Origin of the sequence: Kribbella italica (genome assembly GCF_014205135.1) — a bacterium.
GTDB classification, from domain to species: domain Bacteria; phylum Actinomycetota; class Actinomycetes; order Propionibacteriales; family Kribbellaceae; genus Kribbella; species Kribbella italica.
Map to the genome: position 1 here is coordinate 611,594 of NZ_JACHMY010000001.1, position 19,841 is coordinate 631,434.

General features: G+C 69.0%; 14 protein-coding genes and 1 riboswitch. Of the genes, 12 read left to right on the forward strand and 2 right to left on the reverse strand.

Going from position 1 to position 19,841, the window contains the following annotated elements; all coding sequences use genetic code 11:
* Window positions 1–20 precede the first annotated feature (20 nt).
* From HDA39_RS03080 to HDA39_RS03120, 9 genes are all read left to right on the forward strand, one after another.
* Entirely contained in the window at window positions 21–1,163 is a 1,143-nt protein-coding gene (locus HDA39_RS03080) for a VldE C-terminal domain-containing protein (protein ID WP_184793726.1), read from the forward strand.
* 15 nt (window positions 1,164–1,178) lie between these two features.
* Window positions 1,179–2,204 (forward strand): M48 family metalloprotease, encoded by a 1,026-nt coding sequence (locus tag HDA39_RS03085; RefSeq protein WP_184793727.1) that lies wholly within the window; start codon window positions 1,179–1,181, stop codon window positions 2,202–2,204.
* 188 nt (window positions 2,205–2,392) lie between these two features.
* Window positions 2,393–3,856, forward strand: coding sequence for a M36 family metallopeptidase (locus HDA39_RS03090; RefSeq protein WP_184793728.1), 1,464 nt, complete (start codon window positions 2,393–2,395; stop codon window positions 3,854–3,856).
* Between the two features lie 37 nt (window positions 3,857–3,893).
* Entirely contained in the window at window positions 3,894–4,802 is a 909-nt protein-coding gene (locus HDA39_RS03095) for an oxidoreductase (protein ID WP_184793729.1), read from the forward strand.
* Window positions 4,803–5,032: 230 nt separating this feature from the next.
* Entirely contained in the window at window positions 5,033–6,115 is a 1,083-nt protein-coding gene (locus HDA39_RS03100) for a lactonase family protein (RefSeq protein WP_184793730.1), read from the forward strand.
* Between the two features lie 88 nt (window positions 6,116–6,203).
* Window positions 6,204–8,669: a LamG-like jellyroll fold domain-containing protein gene (locus HDA39_RS03105; RefSeq protein WP_184793731.1), complete on the forward strand. Its 2,466-nt coding sequence runs from the start codon at window positions 6,204–6,206 to the stop codon at window positions 8,667–8,669.
* An 88-nt stretch (window positions 8,670–8,757) separates the two neighbouring features.
* A complete protein-coding gene (locus tag HDA39_RS03110; RefSeq protein ID WP_184793732.1) occupies window positions 8,758–9,597 on the forward strand; it encodes an aldo/keto reductase in 840 nt (279 codons plus the stop codon).
* Window positions 9,598–9,654: 57 nt separating this feature from the next.
* Complete coding sequence (locus HDA39_RS03115; RefSeq protein WP_184793733.1) at window positions 9,655–11,928, forward strand: right-handed parallel beta-helix repeat-containing protein; 2,274 nt, start codon at window positions 9,655–9,657, stop codon at window positions 11,926–11,928.
* 54 nt (window positions 11,929–11,982) lie between these two features.
* Window positions 11,983–12,048: riboswitch (guanidine-III (ykkC-III) riboswitch) on the forward strand.
* A 19-nt stretch (window positions 12,049–12,067) separates the two neighbouring features.
* The gene (locus tag HDA39_RS03120) at window positions 12,068–12,325 is read left to right on the forward strand and encodes a CBU_0592 family membrane protein (protein ID WP_184793734.1); all 258 of its coding nucleotides are present in this window, start codon (window positions 12,068–12,070) and stop codon (window positions 12,323–12,325) included.
* A gap of 16 nt (window positions 12,326–12,341) precedes the next feature.
* On the opposite strand, the gene HDA39_RS03125 is transcribed toward HDA39_RS03120, so the two are convergent.
* On the reverse strand, window positions 12,342–13,199 hold the full coding sequence (locus tag HDA39_RS03125) for a hypothetical protein (protein ID WP_184793735.1): 858 nt from the start codon (window positions 13,197–13,199) through the stop codon (window positions 12,342–12,344).
* A gap of 398 nt (window positions 13,200–13,597) precedes the next feature.
* On the opposite strand from HDA39_RS03125, the gene HDA39_RS03130 reads away from it, so the two are divergent.
* Genes HDA39_RS03130 through HDA39_RS03140 form a run of 3 tightly spaced genes read left to right on the forward strand, consistent with a single transcriptional unit; the run spans window position 13,598 to window position 16,578 of the window.
* Window positions 13,598–14,632, forward strand: coding sequence for an AAA family ATPase (locus HDA39_RS03130; RefSeq protein ID WP_184793736.1), 1,035 nt, complete (start codon window positions 13,598–13,600; stop codon window positions 14,630–14,632).
* Between the two features lie 3 nt (window positions 14,633–14,635).
* Window positions 14,636–15,625: a DUF58 domain-containing protein gene (locus HDA39_RS03135; protein WP_238355965.1), complete on the forward strand. Its 990-nt coding sequence runs from the start codon at window positions 14,636–14,638 to the stop codon at window positions 15,623–15,625.
* Window positions 15,625–16,578: a VWA domain-containing protein gene (locus tag HDA39_RS03140; protein WP_184793737.1), complete on the forward strand. Its 954-nt coding sequence runs from the start codon at window positions 15,625–15,627 to the stop codon at window positions 16,576–16,578. The genes HDA39_RS03135 and HDA39_RS03140 overlap by 1 nt, the downstream gene beginning before the upstream one ends.
* On the opposite strand, the gene HDA39_RS03145 is transcribed toward HDA39_RS03140, so the two are convergent.
* A complete protein-coding gene (locus HDA39_RS03145) occupies window positions 16,575–19,688 on the reverse strand; it encodes a glycoside hydrolase family 9 protein (protein ID WP_184793738.1) in 3,114 nt (1,037 codons plus the stop codon). The genes HDA39_RS03140 and HDA39_RS03145 overlap by 4 nt on opposite strands.
* Window positions 19,689–19,841 lie beyond the last annotated feature (153 nt).

Sequence of the window (19,841 nt, forward strand, 5' to 3'; positions counted from 1 at the left end):
CAACGGGGAGTGGTGATTCCATGTTCATGGTCGGAGGATCGAGCGGACTCGCGGGTGCCCGATCGGTGGCGCTGAAGGCCGCCGGCGCGGTCGCCTTGGTGGGGCTACTGGGGGTGGTCACAATTCTGCCGTTCGGTGCGGCCGGCGACCGCTTCGTCGCCGGCTGCCCGCTGGGCGACACCGGCAGAGCCGATGACCCACCGGTTGACGCGACGATGCAGCAACGGCAGGCAGGCTTCGCCAAGATCATCGACAACGTCGCGGTGGCTCGTAATCTGCCAGGACGAGCCACGCTGGTCGCGTTGATGACTGCGCTTCAGGAGTCGCAGCTGGAGAACATCTCCTACGGCGACCGTGATTCCGTCGGGCTCTTTCAGCAGCGTCCGTCTGCGGGCTGGGGAACAGTCGAGCAGATTCTGGACCCGACGTACGCGGCCGAGGCCTTCTTCGGCCGACCGAAGGCTCCGAGCCCGCCCGGTCTTGTGGACATTGACGGTTGGCCATCGATGTCTTACACCGAAGCGGCGCAGGCGGTCCAGGTCTCTGCGTTCCCGAACGCCTATGCGCGGCACGAACACGCCGCTCGACGGATCGCAGCGGTGGCCGGCATCGACCTCGACCGCCCCGGTGATCCCTACGGCGGGCGTAAGGTCACGACCCCGGGAGTCCCCAGCGGGGACGAAACCGTGTCAGCTCTCGACAACTGTGACGAGGGCGGAGGGCTGATCTCGGGACGGCCGGTCAACGGCGTCTGGCCTCCCCAGCAGGCGACGATCTCAGATCCCACCGGCACCGGCGGGATGGTGACGCCACGGACGGCGGCATGGATCGCGTTGGCACGCACCAACCTGGCCAGCCCAGCGATGAGTTGCTGGGACGCCCATGTGTGGAATCCAACGAGTGACCACCCCAAGGGCAAGGCCTGCGACGTTTTCGTCGGGGGCGATGGAAGGCGCTCGCCGGCGGTTCGTGCGAAGGGCGACCGCATCGCGAACTGGACGATTCAAACGGCCGGTACGACGGGGGTCAGATACCTCATCTGGTACGGAAAGATCTGGAGTGCCCGTACCGGGCAGTGGAAGCCGTACAACGGTGGCGGAATCTACGATCCGAGCAATGCGACCGGTGGACACTTCGACCATGTCCATGTATCGCTCTACTGATGGCAGAGGCGTTGAATGAGTGGTGTTGAGGGCGGTTCCGATCGACCGGACGGGCCGACGGGCGGCGACCCGCGCAGGCCGACCGACGGTCAGGGGGACGGTACTCCCCAGCTGCCGATCCGCGGTCCGCGACAACCGGAGCCGATGGGTGTTCAGCGCCCCGGCGGTGGAGGTCTCCTGCTGTCCGAGATCGTCAACGGTGCAGTCTGGGCACTGGCCAGCTTCTTCATCATCTACTGGTTCTGCCAGCTCTTCGGAGCCGATGATGCGACCTGGATCCTGATCGCGATCTGGCTGGTGTCGGGAGCCATCGTGTTCTGGCGAGGAATGGACTTCCTGCTTTCGCGGTTCCTCTTCGGGCTGCGTCAGCCCACCATGGTTGAAGGACAACGCCTGATGCCGAGCTGGCACACGGTGGCCACGCGGTCCGGGCTCGACATGAACACCTACAGTTTGTGGATCCAAAACGCAGATGGCGCGACCGCTGGCGTGGGAGCAGGAAATACGGTCACAGTGACGGGCTGGGCCATCTTCACTCTGCCGCCCAGTCACCTGGAGGCGGTCTTGGCGTTCGATCTGGCGACTCATCTTCACGGCCGTACGTGGCTCAGCAGACTGGCGCTCTGGTACTCGGTCCCGGCAAGACTCGTGGCCCTGGGAGTTCGCCAGCTGCTGAAATTGAGCCGGACGATCCCGGCCATCGGCTGCACTATCGTCGGGTTCCTGCTGATGGCCTACATCGGCATCCTGCTGTTCGCGTTGGTGTTCTACGACAGCTTGGCGGTTCCGCTGCTCTACCTGTCGCCCGTGCTGCTGCCGTTCCTCTTCGGAGGTCTGGCGCACTGGAACCAGCGGATGGCCGACCGTGCGGTGGTCGACATGGGGCATGGCCGGAAGCTACTGGAAGTTCTCTACGGCTGGCAGGGACAGCATCAAGAGGCCTCCAGGCGTATGGCGATGACGCAGCCCGACTGGCTCGCCGGGCAGCCGTCGGTCTCAGAACGCATTCGGGCGCTGGAGAACTACATCCAGCGTTCTTGAGGAACTCCTGCTCGCGTTGTCCGAGGCAGACGACTGAGTTCCTGCCTTGGCGGTCGCCCGTGGAGGCTCCAGGTTTTCCCTTGTTTGGGGGGAGGGGTGGGGTTTTGCTTCCCAAGATGGTGGGTGGCGAACTAGGGTCGCGACGGATCGTAGTCGTGTCACCACGTCAGTTCATGGGAGGGCAGAAGATGACGAAGCGTAAGGCGGTCGCGGCGGTGGCTGCGGGGGTGCTTGCTGCTGGGTTGGGGTTGTCGGCGACTGGTTCCGCGGGGGCGGCGCCGGGGGCGGCGGTGCCGGGGAACTTGAAGTTGGTGAAGACGAAGAACTCGTTGCTCGGTAAGCACGTGTGGTACCAGCAGACCTTCAAGGGGCTGCCTGTGGTGAACGGGTACTACGCGAAGCACTTCGACAAGTCGGGCAAGGTCACGCAGGTCTCGGACGGGCGGGACGCCGTACCGGAGTCGCTGGATGTCAGTGCCAAGGTGCCGTCGGCAACGGCGACGAAGTCGGCCAACTCGGCCGTGAGCGCTCGGGCGGCGCGGAACCGGATCGCGCAGCCGAACAAGAGTGTGGTGCAGACGCCGACGGCGACGCAGGGTGCGGCTCAGTTGGCGGTGCTCGGTGGGCCCAATGCGCGGCTCGTGTGGAACGTCACCTCGCGGTCGAGTGAGGGTGTGACGCGGTCGCTGGTCGACGCGAAGAACGGGGTCGTCGTCGAGTCGAAGGTGATCAGCGACAACGCCGAAGGCCGCGGTTCGGTGTTCGACCCGAGCCCGTCGGTCACGTTGAAGAACGAGGATCTGCTCGACAACAACGACAAGAACAGCAACGAGTTGTTCCTGGCGCAGAAGAACGTGATCCTGCGCAACCTGGACGGTTCGGGCAAGCTCAACGGTGCTTACGTCAACATCCTCGAGGCCAAGGGTGGGGTGGCGCAGAACAAGAACAACACGTTCGTGTACCAGCGCGCCAACGACAAGTTCGAGCAGGTGATGGCGTACTACCAGGTCAACCAGACCCAGGAGTACATCCACTCGCTCGGCTTCACCGAGGTGAACAACGAGTCGCAGGACTTCTCGATCAACACCTTCGAGGGCGACAACAGCTTCTACGACCCGAGCGTCGACCTGATCACGATGGGCGAGGGCGGCGTCGACGACGCCGAGGACGCCGAGGTGATCTGGCACGAGTACGGTCACGCGATCCAGGACGACGTCGTCCCGGGCTTCGGTGAGTCGCTCGAGGCCGGCTCGATCGGTGAGGGCTTCGGCGACTACTGGGCCGTGCAGCAGTCGATCCCGGTCAGCAAGGGGTACGACATCCCGTGCGTGATGGACTGGGACGCCACGTCGTACACGGCCGGCCCGAAGCACTGCCTGCGCCGTACCGACACCGGCAAGACCACCGACGACATCGTCGGCGAGGTGCACGACGACGGTGAGATCTGGTCGAACGCGCTCTGGGACATCCAGAAGGCGCTCGGCCGGAACAAGGCCAACAAGGTGATCCTGCAGGGCACGTTCTTCTACGCGCCCGACACCAGCTTCGCCGACGCCGCGCGCGTCACGGTCCAGTCGGCCCGCCTGCTGTACGGCAAGGCGGCCGCGGACCAGGTCACCACCGCGTTCAAGGCCCGCAAGATCCTGTCGTGACGACCCCGGCTCATGCGCCCACCGCTACTGTGGGCGCATGAGCTGGAGCACTGCGGAGATCCCTGACCAGTCCGGACGTCTCGCCCTCGTCACCGGCGCGACCAGCGGAATCGGCTATGCCACCGCCCTCGAACTGCTCAGACACAACGCCGACGTCCTGATCGCGGCGCGCAACCCGGACAAGGCCGCGCAGGCGGCCGCCGAGCTGACGGCCAAGGCGGGAAAAGCGCCTGAGACGATCGAGCTCGACCTGGCTGACCTGACCAGCGTCCAGCGGGCCGCCGAGCAGATCACCAAGACCCACGATCGCCTCGACCTCCTGGTCAACAACGCCGGCGTGATGGCCCCGCCGTACCGGCAGACCCTGGACGGGTTCGAGCTGCAGCTCGGCACGAATCACCTCGGGCACTTCGCGCTGACCGCCAGGCTGATGCCCCTGCTCCAGCAGGCGGACAAGCCGCGCGTCGTCACGGTCAGCTCGTTCATGCACAAGACCGTGCGCGGGATCGGCAAGTCCGACTTCACCGCCGAGAACGGCTACCGCAAGTGGGAGTCGTACGGGAAGTCCAAGCTCGCCAACGTGCTCTTCATGCTCGAGCTGAGCCGCCGAGCGGGCGACAGCCTGATCAGCGCCGGCTCGCACCCCGGGTACGCCTCGACACACCTCCAGGCTGCCGGGCCGGAGCTGGCCGGCCGTCAGCTCCAAGCCCGCCTCTGGGCCGCTGGCACGCGCCTGGTCGCCCAGTCAGCCGCTGCCGGCGCCTGGCCCAGCCTGTACGCCGCGACGCTGCCCGGTCTGCGGTCGGGCGCGTTCGTCGGCCCCGGCTTCCTCGGCTACCGCGGTGCTCCGCGGTCGGCGACCCCGACCAGCACCGCCCAGGACCCCGAGCTCGCGAAGCGGCTGTGGGCCTGGTCGGTCGAGGCCACCGGGGTCGACGCGTTCTGAGGAAGCACCATCCGGTGCGTCCCGCCGACGAGGTCGGCCAGGTCCACTCGGGACAGGGCACGGTGACCCGGCCGTTGACAGCCCCGGCCGGGCGCGGCGCCGGGTCAGCACCGGCCGTGCCGGAAGCGGCGACCGGCCGCAAGCACACACCGTGCGCGCCGGGTGACAGACCGGTGATTTCGAAGCTACCCTTCGATAGTCCTCGTCCGCCCCCACGGAGGTCTCCACAGATGGCTACGACCCGACGCACCTTTCTCGGTCTCACCGGCGCGGCGGCTGCGGCCGCAGCTGGCATCACCCCGGCGTTCGCCCGCGACAGCGCGACGCTCTACATCGGCACCTACACCTCCGCCGGCGGGACCGGCATCGGCCTCGCCTCGTACGACGCGACCAGCGGCGCGATCACCGCGACCGGCGTCCTGACCGGAGTCCAGGAGCCGTCGTTCCTGATCGCGGACCCGTCCGCAAGATTCCTGTACGCCGTCAACGAGCAGACCGACGGCGGCGTGACCGCCGTCGCGGTCGATGCCCCCGGCAAGCTCCGGGTGCTGAACCGCCAGTCCACCGGCGGATCCGCGCCCTGCCATCTCGCACTCGTTGCTGACGGCAAGTACCTGGTGAGCGCCAACTACGGCTCGGGTGACGTCGCCGTGCACCCGGTCAACGCCGACGGAAGCCTCGCCGCGCGGACCGATCTGGTCAAGCACGTCGGCGCCGCGCCGCACGCGCATCAGGTCGTCGAAGACCCCACCGGCCAGTACATCCTGTCGGTCGACCTCGGCACCGACACGGTCTACACCTACACGATCGCCGCGCCCGGCAAGCTGACGGAAACAGCCCAGGCCAAGCTCGAGACCGGCGCCGGCCCGCGGCATCTGGCCTTCCATCCGAACGGCCGGTACGCGTACGTCGCGAACGAGCTCGACAGCACCGTCGTACCGTGCGAGTACGCCGACGGCCGGCTCACCCCCGGAACGCCGCTCCCCACGGCGCCCGCGAACTCACCGCAGAACTATCCCGGCGAAGTGATCGTCTCGGCCGACGGCAACTTCGTGTACGTCAGCAACCGCGGCCACAACAGCATCGCGGTCTTCGCGATTAGCGCGGACGGCGCGACGCTCACCCGCACGGCGACTCCGTCCACGGGCGGCGACTGGCCACGCCACTGCGCCATCGACCCGACCGGCACGCTGCTGCTCGTGTCGAACCAGCGCTCCAACTCGATCACTACCTTCCACAGAAACCAACAGACTGGAACCCTGACCCCGGCCGGCAGCTTCACCACTCCGAGCCCGGTCTGCACGCTGGTGTGATGTTCGAATCTGAGTGACCTCTTGCAATTCTGTCGTGGGAGCGTTTCCATCGAGCTGTCCTTTCCCCGCCCCGGAAGGAAACAGCAGCATGAAACGACGCCTCGCCGCGGTCGCGGCCGGCCTCCTGGCCGCGACCGCGATCGTGGTCCCCACCTCCCAGGCCGCGCCGGCCTGGGAGATCGGGACCCCACCGCTGAGCACGCCCTGGACCGATGAGGTCTCACCGGCCAACGCGCTCCCGGAGTACCCGCGGCCGCAGCTGACCCGCGACCGTTGGCAGAACCTCAACGGCCTGTGGGAGTTCGCCGCCGCGACACCCGGCGAAGCCCCTCCGTTCGGCCGCCAACTGGCCGAGAAGGTGCTCGTCCCGTACCCGATCGAAAGCGCCCTGTCCGGAGTCCAGCGCCACGAGGACCGGATGTGGTACCGCCGTACTTTCACCGTCCCGCAGGGCTGGAAGGGCCGGCAACTCCTGCTGCACTTCGGCGCGGTCGACTACGACGCCAAGGTGTGGGTCAACGGCCGCCAGGTCGCCACGCATCGCGGCGGGTACGACGGCTTCTCGGCGGACGTGACCAACGCCTTGCATCACAAAGGCCCGCAGGAGGTGATCGTCTGGGCCGAGGACCTCACCGACGAGACGTTCCAGCCGATCGGCAAACAGCGCGAGGTCGGCGACCACGGCATCTTCTACCAGGGCAGCTCCGGGATCTGGCGCACCGTCTGGATGGAGCCGGTGGCCCGCTCCTCGATCGAGCGCCTGCAGTTGACGCCCGACGTACCGGGCAGGGCCCTCAAGGTCACCGCCGACACCACCGGCCCGACCAACCTCGACATCGAGACGACCGTGTACGACGGCCGCCGCAAAGTCACAGCTCTCAAGGGCAAGGCCAACCAAGAGCTCAGGATCAAGATCCCCAACCCGAAGCTCTGGTCGCCCGACAACCCCTTCCTCTACACGCTGAAGGTCAAGCTGATCGACCGCGGCAAGGTCGTCGACCAGGTCGGTTCGTACGCCGGACTGCGTGAGGTCGGCAAGGTGAAGGGGGCCGACGGCAAGCTCCGGCTCGCGCTCAACGGCAAGATCCTGTTCAACCTGTCGACGCTCGACCAAGGCTTCTGGCCGGACGGCCTCAACACCGCGCCGACCGACGAAGCCCTCCGGTTCGATCTCGAGCAGCACAAGGAACTCGGCTTCAACACCGTCCGCAAGCACATCAAGGTCGAGCCGGACCGCTGGTACTACTGGGCCGACAAGCTCGGCCTGATGGTCTGGCAGGACATGCCGGCCTCGAAGACCGACCCGATCCCGCCGGCCTGGCAGGCGCAGTACAAGGCCGAGCTGCACGAGATGGTCGAGGAGCACAAGAGCTTCACCTCGATCACCACCTGGGTGCCGTTCAACGAGGGCTGGGGCGAGTGGGACCTGGCCGAGACCGGCCGGATCGCCGACAGCGTCAAGGCCCAGGACCCGTCGCGGCTCGTCAACGCGCACAGTGGGATGAACTGCTGCGACTCCCTCGGCGACTCCGGTCGCGGCGACATGATCGACCACCACGCCTACCTCGGCCCGGCGACCCCGACGCCCTCCGGTGACCGGGTCGCGGTCGACGGCGAGCACGGCGGGTTCGGGCTGAAGACCGAGGACCACATGTGGTTCGGCGACGGCTTCGCGTACGAGATGACGCCGGACTCGGCCACGCTCACCCGCCGGTACGTCGAGAACCAGCGCGACGTCCTGCGGTCGGCCAACACCTGCGGGATCAGTGGCTCGGTCTACACCCAGATCACCGATGTCGAGGGCGAGGTGAACGGCTTCTTCACCTACGACCGGCAGGTCCCGAAGATGGACTTCGCCCAGGTCCGCACGATGAACGAGCAGATCATCGCCGAAGCGGACGGAACCGGCAGCGGCGGACCCAATCCACCACCCGGTACGCCGGGTGCCGACGGCATCCATTTCTACCCGCTCGACGGCTCGGGGGAAGACGTTGTCGGCGACAACGATGCGACGCTGCAGGGCGGCGCGACGTTTGCCCCCGGCAAGAACGGCCAGGGCGTCGCGACGAACGGCACGAGCCAGTACGTCGACACCGGCGCCCAGCTGATCGACACCAACGGCAACTACACCGCGACCGCCTGGGTGAAGCTGAACAAGGCCGACGGCGGGTTCCAGACCGTGATCAGCCAGGACGGCGACCGGGACAGCGCGTTCTTCCTGCAGTACTCCGGCCAGGACCAGCGGTTCGCGATGAGCTTCCCGGGGCAGCGCGCGCTCGCGCCGACGAAGCCGAATCCCGGGCAGTGGTACCACCTGACCGGCGTACGGGATGCCGCCAAGGGCGAGCTCCGGCTGTACGTCGACGGCGCGCTGGTCGCGACCAAGTCGGCCTGCACGCTCGACGCGACCTCGACCGGCAACACCGTGATCGGGCGCGGCAAGTTCGGCGGCAACCCGGTCGACTACCTGGACGGTGTCGTCGACCAGGTGCACCTGTTCGACCGCGCGCTGGAGGCGACGGAGGTGAAGGCGCTGTACCACTCCGGACGCTGATCGTGATCTCGGGCCCCGCGCGGGGCCCGAGATGCGAAACCGTCGCGGAGGACCGATCCTGGTAGTGCCGACCAGGGAGGTAGGGCCGATGACCGCTCCCAGCCGTGTGCTCGCTCCACCGAACGTGACGCGCTTCCGTCCGCCGCGCTTCGGCCTCGGGGGATCCCGGCTCGGTGCCGCCGAAGGCACGGTGGCGACCGCCACCATCGAGGCGGCGTACACGGCCGGGATCCGCTTCTTCGACACCTCACCGGCGTACGACGACTACCAGCGGCGCCTCGGCGCGGGCCTGGCGGCGCACCCGCGGTCGGGCTTCTTGGTGTCGACGAAGGTCGGGCTCGAGGGTGTTCGCGAGTCGGTTGCCGGCAGCCTCGAGCGGCTGGGCGTGACGACGCTCGACCTCGTCTTCGTGCAGGATCCCGGCGACGCACCGATCGACGCCGCGTACGGCGTACTGGCCGAGCTGCGCGAGCGCGGAATCGTCGGCGCGATCGGTGTCGCCGGGCGGGAGTGGCAGCAGCTCGATCGGCTCGTCAAGGAGCTCGAGCTGGACGTCGTCCTGCTGGCCGGGCAGTACTCGTTGCTCGACCGGTCCGGTGGGCCGCTGCTGGATCGCTGCCAGGCAAGGGGAGTAGCGGTGATCGTTTCCGGCGTCCTCACGAAGGAGATCCTGCTGACCGATCGATCCAAGCAAACGACTGACCCACTGACGATCCGCGCGCGGCGGATGTCCGCGGTCTGCGAGCCGTACGGCGTCTCGCTGCCGCAGGCCGCTTTGGCCTTCCCTGGCAGGCATCCCGCGGTGACGTCGGTACTGATCGGCGCGGCGACGCCGGCCGAGATCCGGGCCGACGCGGCGCTCGTGCGCCAGCCCGTGCCCGAGCGGTTCTGGCGCGATCCGGAGCTGGCGCGGCTTCTCGCAGGGTGAGGGCTTGTCAGCCCGGAGCCGCTGAGGAATTCTGGTGGCCTCGATTCCTGTGGGGGGATGTCCTTGTCCAGAATCACCGCGTCCTGCCTGCGCGCCGCCGCGCTGGCCGGGCTGCTCGGTTCGTGCCTGGTCGTCGTCACGACCGCGCCCGCCTCGGCCGCCGCCATCACGGTCACCACGACCGCCGACGTGGTCAACGGCGGGGACGGCCTGACCTCGTTGCGGGAGGCCTTCAGCACCGCGTCCGCCAACGGCGCCGACGACGTCATCACACTCGGCGCCGGCCTGACGTACGCGTTGTCGGTCTGCTCCGGCCCGCTGACGCATGCCGACAGCCACGAGTTGATTGTCCAGGGCAACAACTCGACGATCGAGCAGACCTGTGACGCGAAGGGCATCGTCGACAGCACCAGCCACGACGGCCGGCTCGAGCTGCAGGACCTGGCGATCGACGGCGGCCCGAACACCACGAACACCGCGCTGGAAGGCGCCGCGGTCCGTTCCGACAGCGAGCTGCTGCTCAACAACGTCGAGGTCCGCGACGTGCTCTCGCCCGGCGGCAGCGTCGTCTGGAGCAGCTTCGGTCACGGCATCACGCCGTACCGGATGACCTTGCTCGGCGGCAGTCTGCACGACAACACCGGCAGCGTCGTGAGTTGCGACAACTGCTCGCTGGCGGTCAACGGCACGACCATCTCGAACAACACCGGCTCCGGCATGTCGCTGGTCGACGGGTACCCGGTCGACATCCAGAACGCGTCGATCGAGAACAACACCCGGACCGGGATCACCAACACCGGCCAGGGGTTCGCGGCGAACAAGATGACGGTCGACCTGACCAGCATCTACGGCAACGGCCGGGCCGGCATCCTGTGCAGCAACTGCGGATCGCTCAGCATGTACTCGACCAACGTCGCCAACAACGGGCTGACCGCGGCCGACGCGCGCGGCGGCATCTCGTTCACCGCGTCGAAGCGGGGCAACGGATCGACCGGGATCAGCGGCCTGCTGTCCACCGTGACCGGTAACAAGAGCACCCAGCCCGGCGGTGGCATCTCGCTGACGCCGGTGCTGATCGAGGCCGCGGGCGTCACGCCGGACGTCGGGCTCGACCGGGTGCTGGTCGAGAACAACCAGTCGGTCGGCGGCGGTGGCGGGGTCTGGCTCGGGTTCGGCGCGCTGCACATGTACAAGGGTTCGCTGATCGGCAACAGCACGACCGGCGGCAACGGCGGCGGCGCCGGCACGATCGACGCGACCGGGCCGTTCGACCTGTCGTTCGACGAGACACCGATCGACCACAACTCCGCGACCGGCGACGGCGGTGGCATCTACGCGCAGGCGATCACCGACCTGCGCATCGACCGGACCGGCCTGAGCAACAACACCGCCGGAGGCAACGGCGGGGGCGCGAAGGTCGTCAACAGCTACTCGGTGACGCTCGACGACATGGCGGTCGACGACAACACGGCCGCCAACGGCGCCGGGCTCGACATCGCGACCGAGAACCTCGGCGGCAGCAAGGTGACCTTCGCCGGGAACGTCGCGACCGGGACCGGCGGCGGCGCGCGGGTGTCCGCCGTCGCGGCGAACTTCCTGAACAGCACGTTCAGCGGCAACACGGCCGCGACCGGCGGCGGGCTCGCGATCACCAACGGCGCGGTGGCGACGCTGACCCACGTGACGATGGCCGACGACCAGGCGACGACCGGCGCGCACGTCGCCGCCGTACCGGCTGCTCAGGTGCGGACCGAGAAGAGTGCGATCGTGCTGCCGAAGGCCGGTACGTCGTGCGCGGGGATCGGTGGCGCGTTCGCGGGGACGTCGCTCGGCTTCTCCGTACGGCGTGACGCCAGCTGCGGGAGTGTGGCGTCGGACCTGGTGACCGCCGACGATCCGCAGCTGGCGGCGCTGGGCGGCGGTGGGTTCGGGCGGGTGCGGGTGCCGGCGGCAACGAGTCCGCTCGGTGGTCGGGTGCCGGTGGCAAATTGTCTGGTCGAGGACGACCAGCGGATGACGGCCCGGCCCGCCGGGGCGAACTGCGAGGCCGGGTCGGTCGAGATCGTGGAGGCGCCGGGGCCGGCGGCCGCGCTGACGGCGTTGATCGCCGAGGTGAAGGCGCTGCACCTCGCGAAGGCGGTAGAGGCCAGTTTGGTGTCCAAGCTGGAGGCCGCCCGGGTGGCCGTGCAGAAGAACCAGAGGCCGGCCGCGAAGACGCTGCTGACGGCGTTCGTGATCGAGGTGAGGGTGCTGGCGGCGAAGAAGGTCGTGCCCGCGGCGGCCGCGAGTCAGCTGGTGGCGAAGGCCACGGCGATCAAGAACTCGCTGTGAGGTCAGATCGATCACCAACGCTCGGTGATCGGGCCGGGCGACAGTAGGCTGGGGACCGGGTCCGCGAGCCGCGGACTTCCGGACGAGACGGCGCCGTACCCGACGCAAAGACGACGCCAGCCCCTGGAGGGGCAGTGTCATGCATGCAGTCGACGTCCTCGAGATCGCCGGTGCGATCACCATCCTGATCGCCTTCGCCGCGTCCCAGGCGGGGCGGTTGGAGCAGAAGACCCTTCGGTACCAGGTGCTGAACCTGGTCGGCTCGGGCGTCCTGGCGGTGATCGCCGGGGTCGAGCAGTCCTGGGGGTTCCTGCTGCTGGAAGGGACCTGGGCGGTGGTCAGCTTGATCGGGCTGATCGCGCTGGTGAGATCCCGGCGTACGGCGGCTGCCGGTTGACCGTACGGCGTACTGGTTAGAAGCGGTCTGAGGGGTCGACCGGTCCGGGCGTGCCTGTCGTGCCCGGGGTGCCTGGGCCGGGGCCCGTGGTGTTGGGGCTGCCGGGGCTCGTGGCCGTCGGGCTGCCGGGGCCGGTGCTGCCGGGCGGCGGAGTGGTCGGGGTGATCGTGACTGTCGCCGTACCGCTCGGGTTGGGGATGACCGGACCGGGGTCCACCTCGGGGGCGTTGCGGAACAGCAGCCAGGCGATCAGGACGGCGATCGCCATGATCAGGGCCATCACGATCAGGGAGAGGATCAGCGCGAGCCGGGAGGCCGGGCGGAGGACCGCCGGCCAGGGGAGCGGCCAGATGCGGAAGAGGCCCGGGCGGCGGCGGTTCTCCCAGTAGTGCCGGAAGTCGGGGCCTCGGACGCGGCCGAGCTGGGGGACGCGGTCCATCAGTACGGCGGACAGGACGTCCTCGCCGCGGCGCTCGGCGATCAGGCGCTCGTCGGCGGCGGAGCTGGAGCCGTCGTCGTCGCGGAGGGGGCCCAGGGCCACCCAGAGGGCCAGGTCGTCGTCGTCCTGGTCGTTGTGGGCGAGGACGGAGTCGTCGGGGAGGTCGTCGACGGCTCGGACGAAGCGGTCCCTGGCGGAGGCGTCGTCGGCGGAGCCCTCGGTCATCATCGCGACGACGGCGCCGCGGCCGGACTCGTCGGCGGCGGCGTACAAGTAGCCGGCGGCGTTCGCGCCGAGGCGGCCGCGGAGCCAGAACTCGCCGACGCGGGGCGGATCCTCGGGAAGGAGGGGGAGCGCGTCCGGGATCGCCGGCACGGGGACGCTCGCCTCAGGAGCGTCCGGGGGTGCGGCGGTGGTGGACTCGGTCGCGGTCATGTTGGGGTCAATCCCACCATATTGACGGTAACCGTGTCTTGTTGCCTGCTCCCGGTGTGGTGGTTTAGGGGAATTGGGTGGGAGATGGGGAGGTCTGTGCGGGCGCCGTCGCGGGGGTTGAGGTTGGCGGCTACGTGCGGTGGGTTGTGGTTTGGGCTCGTCGGGGGTGGGACCTGGCGCTGGGGCGGATGGAGAGTTCGGGGAAGACTTGGTGGCTCGGCGGTGGGAGATGCGTTGTTCGGGGGTGGGTGGCGGTTGGATTACGGGGGGGTGAGGGAGTACTGATTTGAGTGGGTGGGGAGGATGGGGAGTGGCCGTGGTGTGGGGTTGCCCCTGGATCTGATGGAATGGCCGTTGTTCCCGAGCACCAGGCCCGTGTGGGCCCCGGAAGGACAGGCATGACCGAAACCACCGTCCCGGCAGGGTCAGTGGCCCAGCAGTCTCGTCTGGTCGGCGAGGCGATCACCGAAGTCAAACGCGTGATCGTGGGCCAGGAGCACATGGTCGAGACGCTGATGGTGTCGCTGCTGGCGAAGGGGCACTGCCTGCTCGAGGGAGTGCCGGGCGTGGCCAAGACGCTCGCCGTACGGACCTTCGCCTCCGTCGTCGGCGGGTCGTTCGCGCGGATCCAGTTCACCCCTGACCTGGTCCCGTCCGACATCGTCGGGACCCGGATCTACCGGCAGACCCGCGAGGCGTTCGACATCGAGCTCGGACCGACGTTCGTGAACTTCGTGCTCGCCGACGAGGTCAACCGCGCGCCCGCGAAGGTGCAGTCGGCGATGCTGGAGCTGATGGCCGAGCGGCAGGTGTCGATCGGCGGGCAGACCTTCCCGATGCCGAAGCCGTTCATCGTGATCGCCACCCAGAACCCGATCGAGTCCGAGGGCGTCTACCCGCTGCCCGAGGCGCAGCGCGACCGGTTCCTGGTCAAGATCGACGTGCCGCACCCGCGCGGGCACGAGGAGTTCGAGATCCTCCGCCGGATGAGCGTCGACCCGCCGCAGCCGCGTCAGGTGCTGCAGCCGGAGACGATCATGGAGCTGCAGCGCTCCGCGGAGCAGGTCTTCGTGCACAACCTCGTCGCCGAGTACGCCGTCCGCCTGGTGATGGCGACCCGGACGCCGACCGACTTCCACCTGCCCGACCTCGAGCCGATCATCGAGCTCGGCGTCAGCCCGCGCGCGACGCTCGGCCTGATCTCGGCCGGCCGCGCGCTGGCCCTGATCCACGGCCGCGACTACCTGCTGCCGAGCGACATCCAGACTGTCGCGCTGGACGTGATGGGCCACCGGCTCGGCCTGACCTTCGACGCGATCGCGGACAACATCGACGCCCGCGCCGTGATCGAGCGGATCCTGGCCACGGTCCCGCCGCCGCAGCCGGTCTGGCGCGACGGCAACGACCAGTCCGGCCGTCCCGAGTTCGTCTAGCCGATGGCCAACCGACCCGACCCGAGGGCTGCGATGACGATCTCGCAGCTCGCTCCCGAGCGCGCGCTGCGGCGCCTCGAGCTGACCGTCGTACGGCGGCTCGAGGGGTACCTGCACGGCGAGCACCTCGGGCTGCTGCCCGGGCCGGGGACCGAGCTGGCCGAAGCCCGTGAGTACCAGGTCGGCGACGACGTCCGCCGGATGGACTGGGCCGTCACCGCCCGGACGACGATGCCGCACGTCCGCGACCTGATCGCGGACCGCGAGCTGGAGACCTGGGCGCTGGTCGACCTGTCCGCCTCGATGGACTTCGGTACGTCGCAGCTGGAGAAGCGCGAGCTCGCCGTCGCCGCCGTCGCGACCGTCGGCTTCCTCACCCACCGGCTGGGCGACCGGTTCGGCGGGCTGATGCTGCGCGACTCGACGCTGCGCCGCTGGCCGGCCCGCTCCGGCCGCCTCGCGCTGTACGGGCTGCTCCGCGCGCTGCTCGCCGAGAAGGACCACGGCGAGCACAAGGCGCGCAGCGACCTGGCCGGTGCGCTCGACTCGATGGCCCGGACCCAGCGCAAGCGCGGGCTGCGGGTCGTCGTGTCCGACTTCCTGACCCCGGAGGACGGCGAGATCGACAGCCGGATGGAACCGTCCTGGGAGCGCGCGATGCGCAAGCTGACCGCGCAGCACCAGGTGCTCGCGGTCGAGATCGTCGACCCGCGCGAGCTCGAGCTGCCGAACATCGGGGTCGTGATGATCGGTGACCCCGAGACCGGCGCGGTGCGCGAGATCGACACCCGCAAGCGCCGGGTCCGCGACGAGTACGCCGCCGCGGCACTCGCGCAGCGGGAACGAACCAGGAGCGCCCTGCGTAGGGTAGGTGCCGGGCACCTGGTTCTGCGGACCGACCGGGACTGGGTCGCCGACACCGTGCGGTTCGTGCTCGCCTACAAGCGAGTCGCCCCGCGCCTGCACCAACCGCCGAAGGGAGTGGCTCGCTGATGGAGTTCCTGTCTCCGGCCCGACTCTGGTTCCTGCTGCTGATCCCGCTGGTGATCGCGGCGTACATCTACCTGCAGCACCGGCGCGCCCAGTACGCGCTGCGCTTCACCAACATCGCGCTGCTCGACCGGGTCGCCCCGCGGCGCCCGCAGTGGCGCCGGCACCTCGCCGTCGGGCTCGCGCTGCTGTCCGCCGCGACCTGCGTGGTCGCGTTCGCGCAGCCCAAGGACGAGGTCAAGGTGCCGCGCGAACGGGCCACCATCGTGGTCGCGATCGACGTCTCGCTGTCGATGATGGCCACCGACGTCGACCCGAACCGGCTCGAGGCGGCGAAGAAGTCGGCGAAGAACTTCGTCAACCAGCTGCCGTCGAAGTTCAACGTCTCGCTGGTCAACTTCGCCGGGACGGCGTCCATCATCGTGCCGCCGACGACCGACCGGGCGACCGTGCAGCGGTCGATCGACGGGCTGGAGCTCGCGGAGTCGACCGCCACCGGTGAGGGCATCTTCACCTCGCTGCAGTCGCTGACGCAGGTCCCGCCGGACCCCGAGCACCCGAACGACCCGGCCCCGGCGCGGATCGTGCTGCTGTCGGACGGCAAGCGGACCGTCGGCCGTACGGCGCAGGAAGGCGCGCAGGCGGCGAAGGCGAAGAACACGCCGGTCTACACGATCACCTTCGGGACCGACTCCGGCTTCATCGAGATGGACGGGATCCGGCAGCGGGTTCCCCCGGACCGCGCCGAGCTGCGCAGCGTCGCCGAGATCACCGGCGGCGAGGCGTACACGGCGGAGTCCGCGGGAGAGCTGGAGGACGTCTACAAGGACATCGGCTCCTCGGTCGGCTACGACAAGGTCGACAAGGAAGTGACGTCGAGGTTCGCGGGCATCGCGATGCTGTTCACCCTGGCGGCTGCTGGTGCTTGCATCGCGATGGCCACGCGCTTTCCCTAGTTCCCGTTGATCAGGCGTACGGCGAGGTCGGGGTTGAACTGGCCCGCCGGGGTGCTGGGTGCGGTGCCGCAGGGTCCGTCGGAGTTGCCGGGGACCTTGATCCAGAGCAGCATCTCGGCGCCGCCGCCCAGTTGGGTGGGGGTGCCGAGTTTGCGGCCGGCGGGGTTGCACCAGTTGCCGTTGGAGCCGTTGCCGTTGCGGCTGGTGTCGACGACGAACGGCTTCGGGGTCGCCATCGCGGCGCGGACGTTGTTGGCGTACGTCGTGGAGGCCGACGTCGTGTAGTAGTTCGAGACGTTGACGGCGAAACCGTGGGCGGCGCTGACCCCCGCACCGGCCAGCCGCTGGGCCATGGTTGCCGCGGGCACCCAGCCGGCGTTGCCGGCGTCCAGGTAGGCCCAGGTGTTCGGCGCCCTGTCGCGGAACTGCTGCAGCGCGAACGACAGCATGGCGTTCCGCTCGGTGATCTGCGCGGCACTCATGCACTCGAAGTCCCCGAGCGCGTCCGGCTCCACGATCACCACCGCCGGGCGCGTGCCGATCGAGTCGGCGAACGCCGACACCCACGTCCGGTACGCCGCCGGCGACCCGGCGCCGCCGCCCGAGTGCCCGCCGCACGCGTCGCGTCCGGGGAGGTTGTAGGCGACGAGCACCGGCAACTTGTCGGCGTTGTCCGCCGCGCCGACGTACCCACCGACCAGCTGCCCGATCGTCGACCCGCTCGGCGGATTCCCGAACCACCGAGCCATTGGCTTGGAGGCGATGCTCGAGTTGATCGAAGCCGCCCGCGAGTCCGACCCGTGCGCGTTCACCCAGGCCTTCGGTGTGGAGTCGGGATCGACGTAGAACCCACTGGTGAGGTCGACAGGACTGGCCAGAACTTTCGAACTATTTGGAGAGCTGTTCTCGGCGTCGGCGAAGGCCGTGATCCACGCGAGTGCCGAGTTCCAGTTCACTGCGACCTCGTTGGTGGAGTACGAGCCGATGTGGTCGGTGTAGCACGTTGCGGCGGCGCAGCCCTGGAGGTTGCGTTGGGCTACCGGGTCCTGGAGTCCGGAGTTGGGGCCGCCGGCCAGTGAGCCCGGGTACGGCGACGGGAGCGCCGGGTCGAGCGACTTGGCCCAGAAGCGGTGGTGCTGGTTCTGGCTCGCGCGTTCGCCGTACCCGGTGACGTACGACTGGTTGATCGCGTTCCGGCCCAGCAGGTAGTCGAGGGACTCCAGCGCCGCGTCCCGGTACTTGCCGGACCAGGTCAGGTCGTGCGCGATCGCCAGGATCATCGCGCTGTTCGCGACCGCGCTGTTCGAGCCCCAGACGTACTTGCCGTCAGCGGGCTTGTACGGATTGGCGTACCCCTGCCCCCGCAGCGCGGCGACGTACACGTCGGCCACCGCGGCGATCCGCTGCCGCAGCTTCCACTGGTCGAGCAGCGGCAACCGCCACGGCGCCCGCGCCAGCGCGAGATCCGCGAGCCCGCCCGTCTCCTGCCACGAGAACCCGTCAGCCGCCTTCAGCACCGTCGTGATCGACCGCCGGTACGACGCCTTGCCGGTGGCAACGAACAGCTCGGCCGCCGCCCACGAGAACTCGTCGCTCACCTTCGTGTCGTCGTACGCGCCCCCTCCGACCCCACCGTCCGGCGCATAGACCGCGGGATGCGCCGCAGCCGCCTTCCACGCCCTCTCAGCCACCCGAAGACACCGAGCCGCGAACGCCTTGTCCCACGCCGCGTAGACCCGCGCACACCGAGCCCCGACGGCCGCAACGTTCAGCGTCGCCGCCGTCGACGGCGGGTAGAGGTACCGCGGCTGCGGATCCGCCGACGGCAGCAACGGCATCCCCGTCCACGCGACGTCGTGGATCTTGTGGTGCACCATCCCCGCGAGAGAACCGGACGGCACCTGCATCCGCAGCAGGAAGTCGATCTCCCAGCGTGCCTCGTCCAGGACGTCGGGAGTCCGGTTGCCCGCCTCGGGAATGCGCAGGTCGACCCCACGATCCCGATGCTGCGCCGACCGCTCGTACAGATCCAGCAACTGCCAGGCCGCCAACGCGCCGTTCACCACGTACTTGCCGTGATCGCCCGCGTCGTACCAACCACCCCGTACGTCGAGGCTGTAGTCGCACGTCCCCGGCAGACAGGGCACCGACGTGTCGCCCTGATTCGGCGCGACACCGACGTGCCCGGCCGGCCGCGCGTACTCCTCGCCGACGTACCGCGCCTCGATCGGGATCCCGCTGCGGTTGTTGTAGAAGTACGCGAGCGAGTCCCGGCGCAACGACCGGTAGAGACCGTTGCCGATGTCGAAGGGTTCGCTCAGCTGGTCGCCGACGGCCAGCCGGAATCCCTGCCCGCTCCCGCGGTACCGCCCGAAGTCGATCAGCTGCACCCGGGTCCCCGCCGCCGCATCCAGCCCGTACGGCGTGGAGAAGCCCGAGCTCACCACCCGATCCGTTGCGTCGAGCAACCGCCACGGCTGCGCGTCGACGGCGTCGGTCACGTACGTCGCCCGCCGCGGACCGTTGCCCAGGTACCCGAGCTGGTTGACCCGCACCGGTGAGCCGAAGTCCCGGACCCCACCAGGTGGCACGACACCTCCGACCAGCGAGATGTCGTCCAGGCACAGCGTGAACGCCGCACCGGTGCCGCCGGCCTGGAAGCTGACCTGGGCGTGGTCGTTGGTCACCGTCGACGGCGCGGTGAACTCGAACGTCTTCGGTGTGGTGCCCACGGCCACCGGTTTGTTCAGCACCGTCGTCCGGGGCGCGCCGGCCAGTTGCACGACCGCGCGGATCTCGACCGCCCGGCTGGCCGAGGCGGTCACGCGCAGGCGGTAGGGCTGACCGTCCTCGACCGGGATGTCGTCCTGCCCGATCATCGAGTCCCACACGTTGACCGTCCCGGCCGGGACCTGGGCGCACAGCCGGCCGCCTTCGACGGCGGACGGCGTGCTGCCGCTGCTCCACCACGGACTCTTGCTGCCGGTGTCGAAGGTCCCGTTCAGGATCCGCTCGTACTCGGGGTCCGCGGCCTGCGCGGCGGGTGGACTGACGAAGGAGAAGACCAGAGCGGCCAGCACGAGGCCGGACCGTCGTCGGAGCGTGGACATGGCGCTGCCTCCGGAGGAGTTGGGCTGGGAGCGCTTTCAATTTCCTGCATGGTGCCGAGCGGCCGCAGCGCTGTCAAGGCTTCACCTTCGGCGCGAGTTGCTCTACAGTCCCGGCTGGGAGCGCTACCAGTTTCTCCCAATTCCCCGGATTGG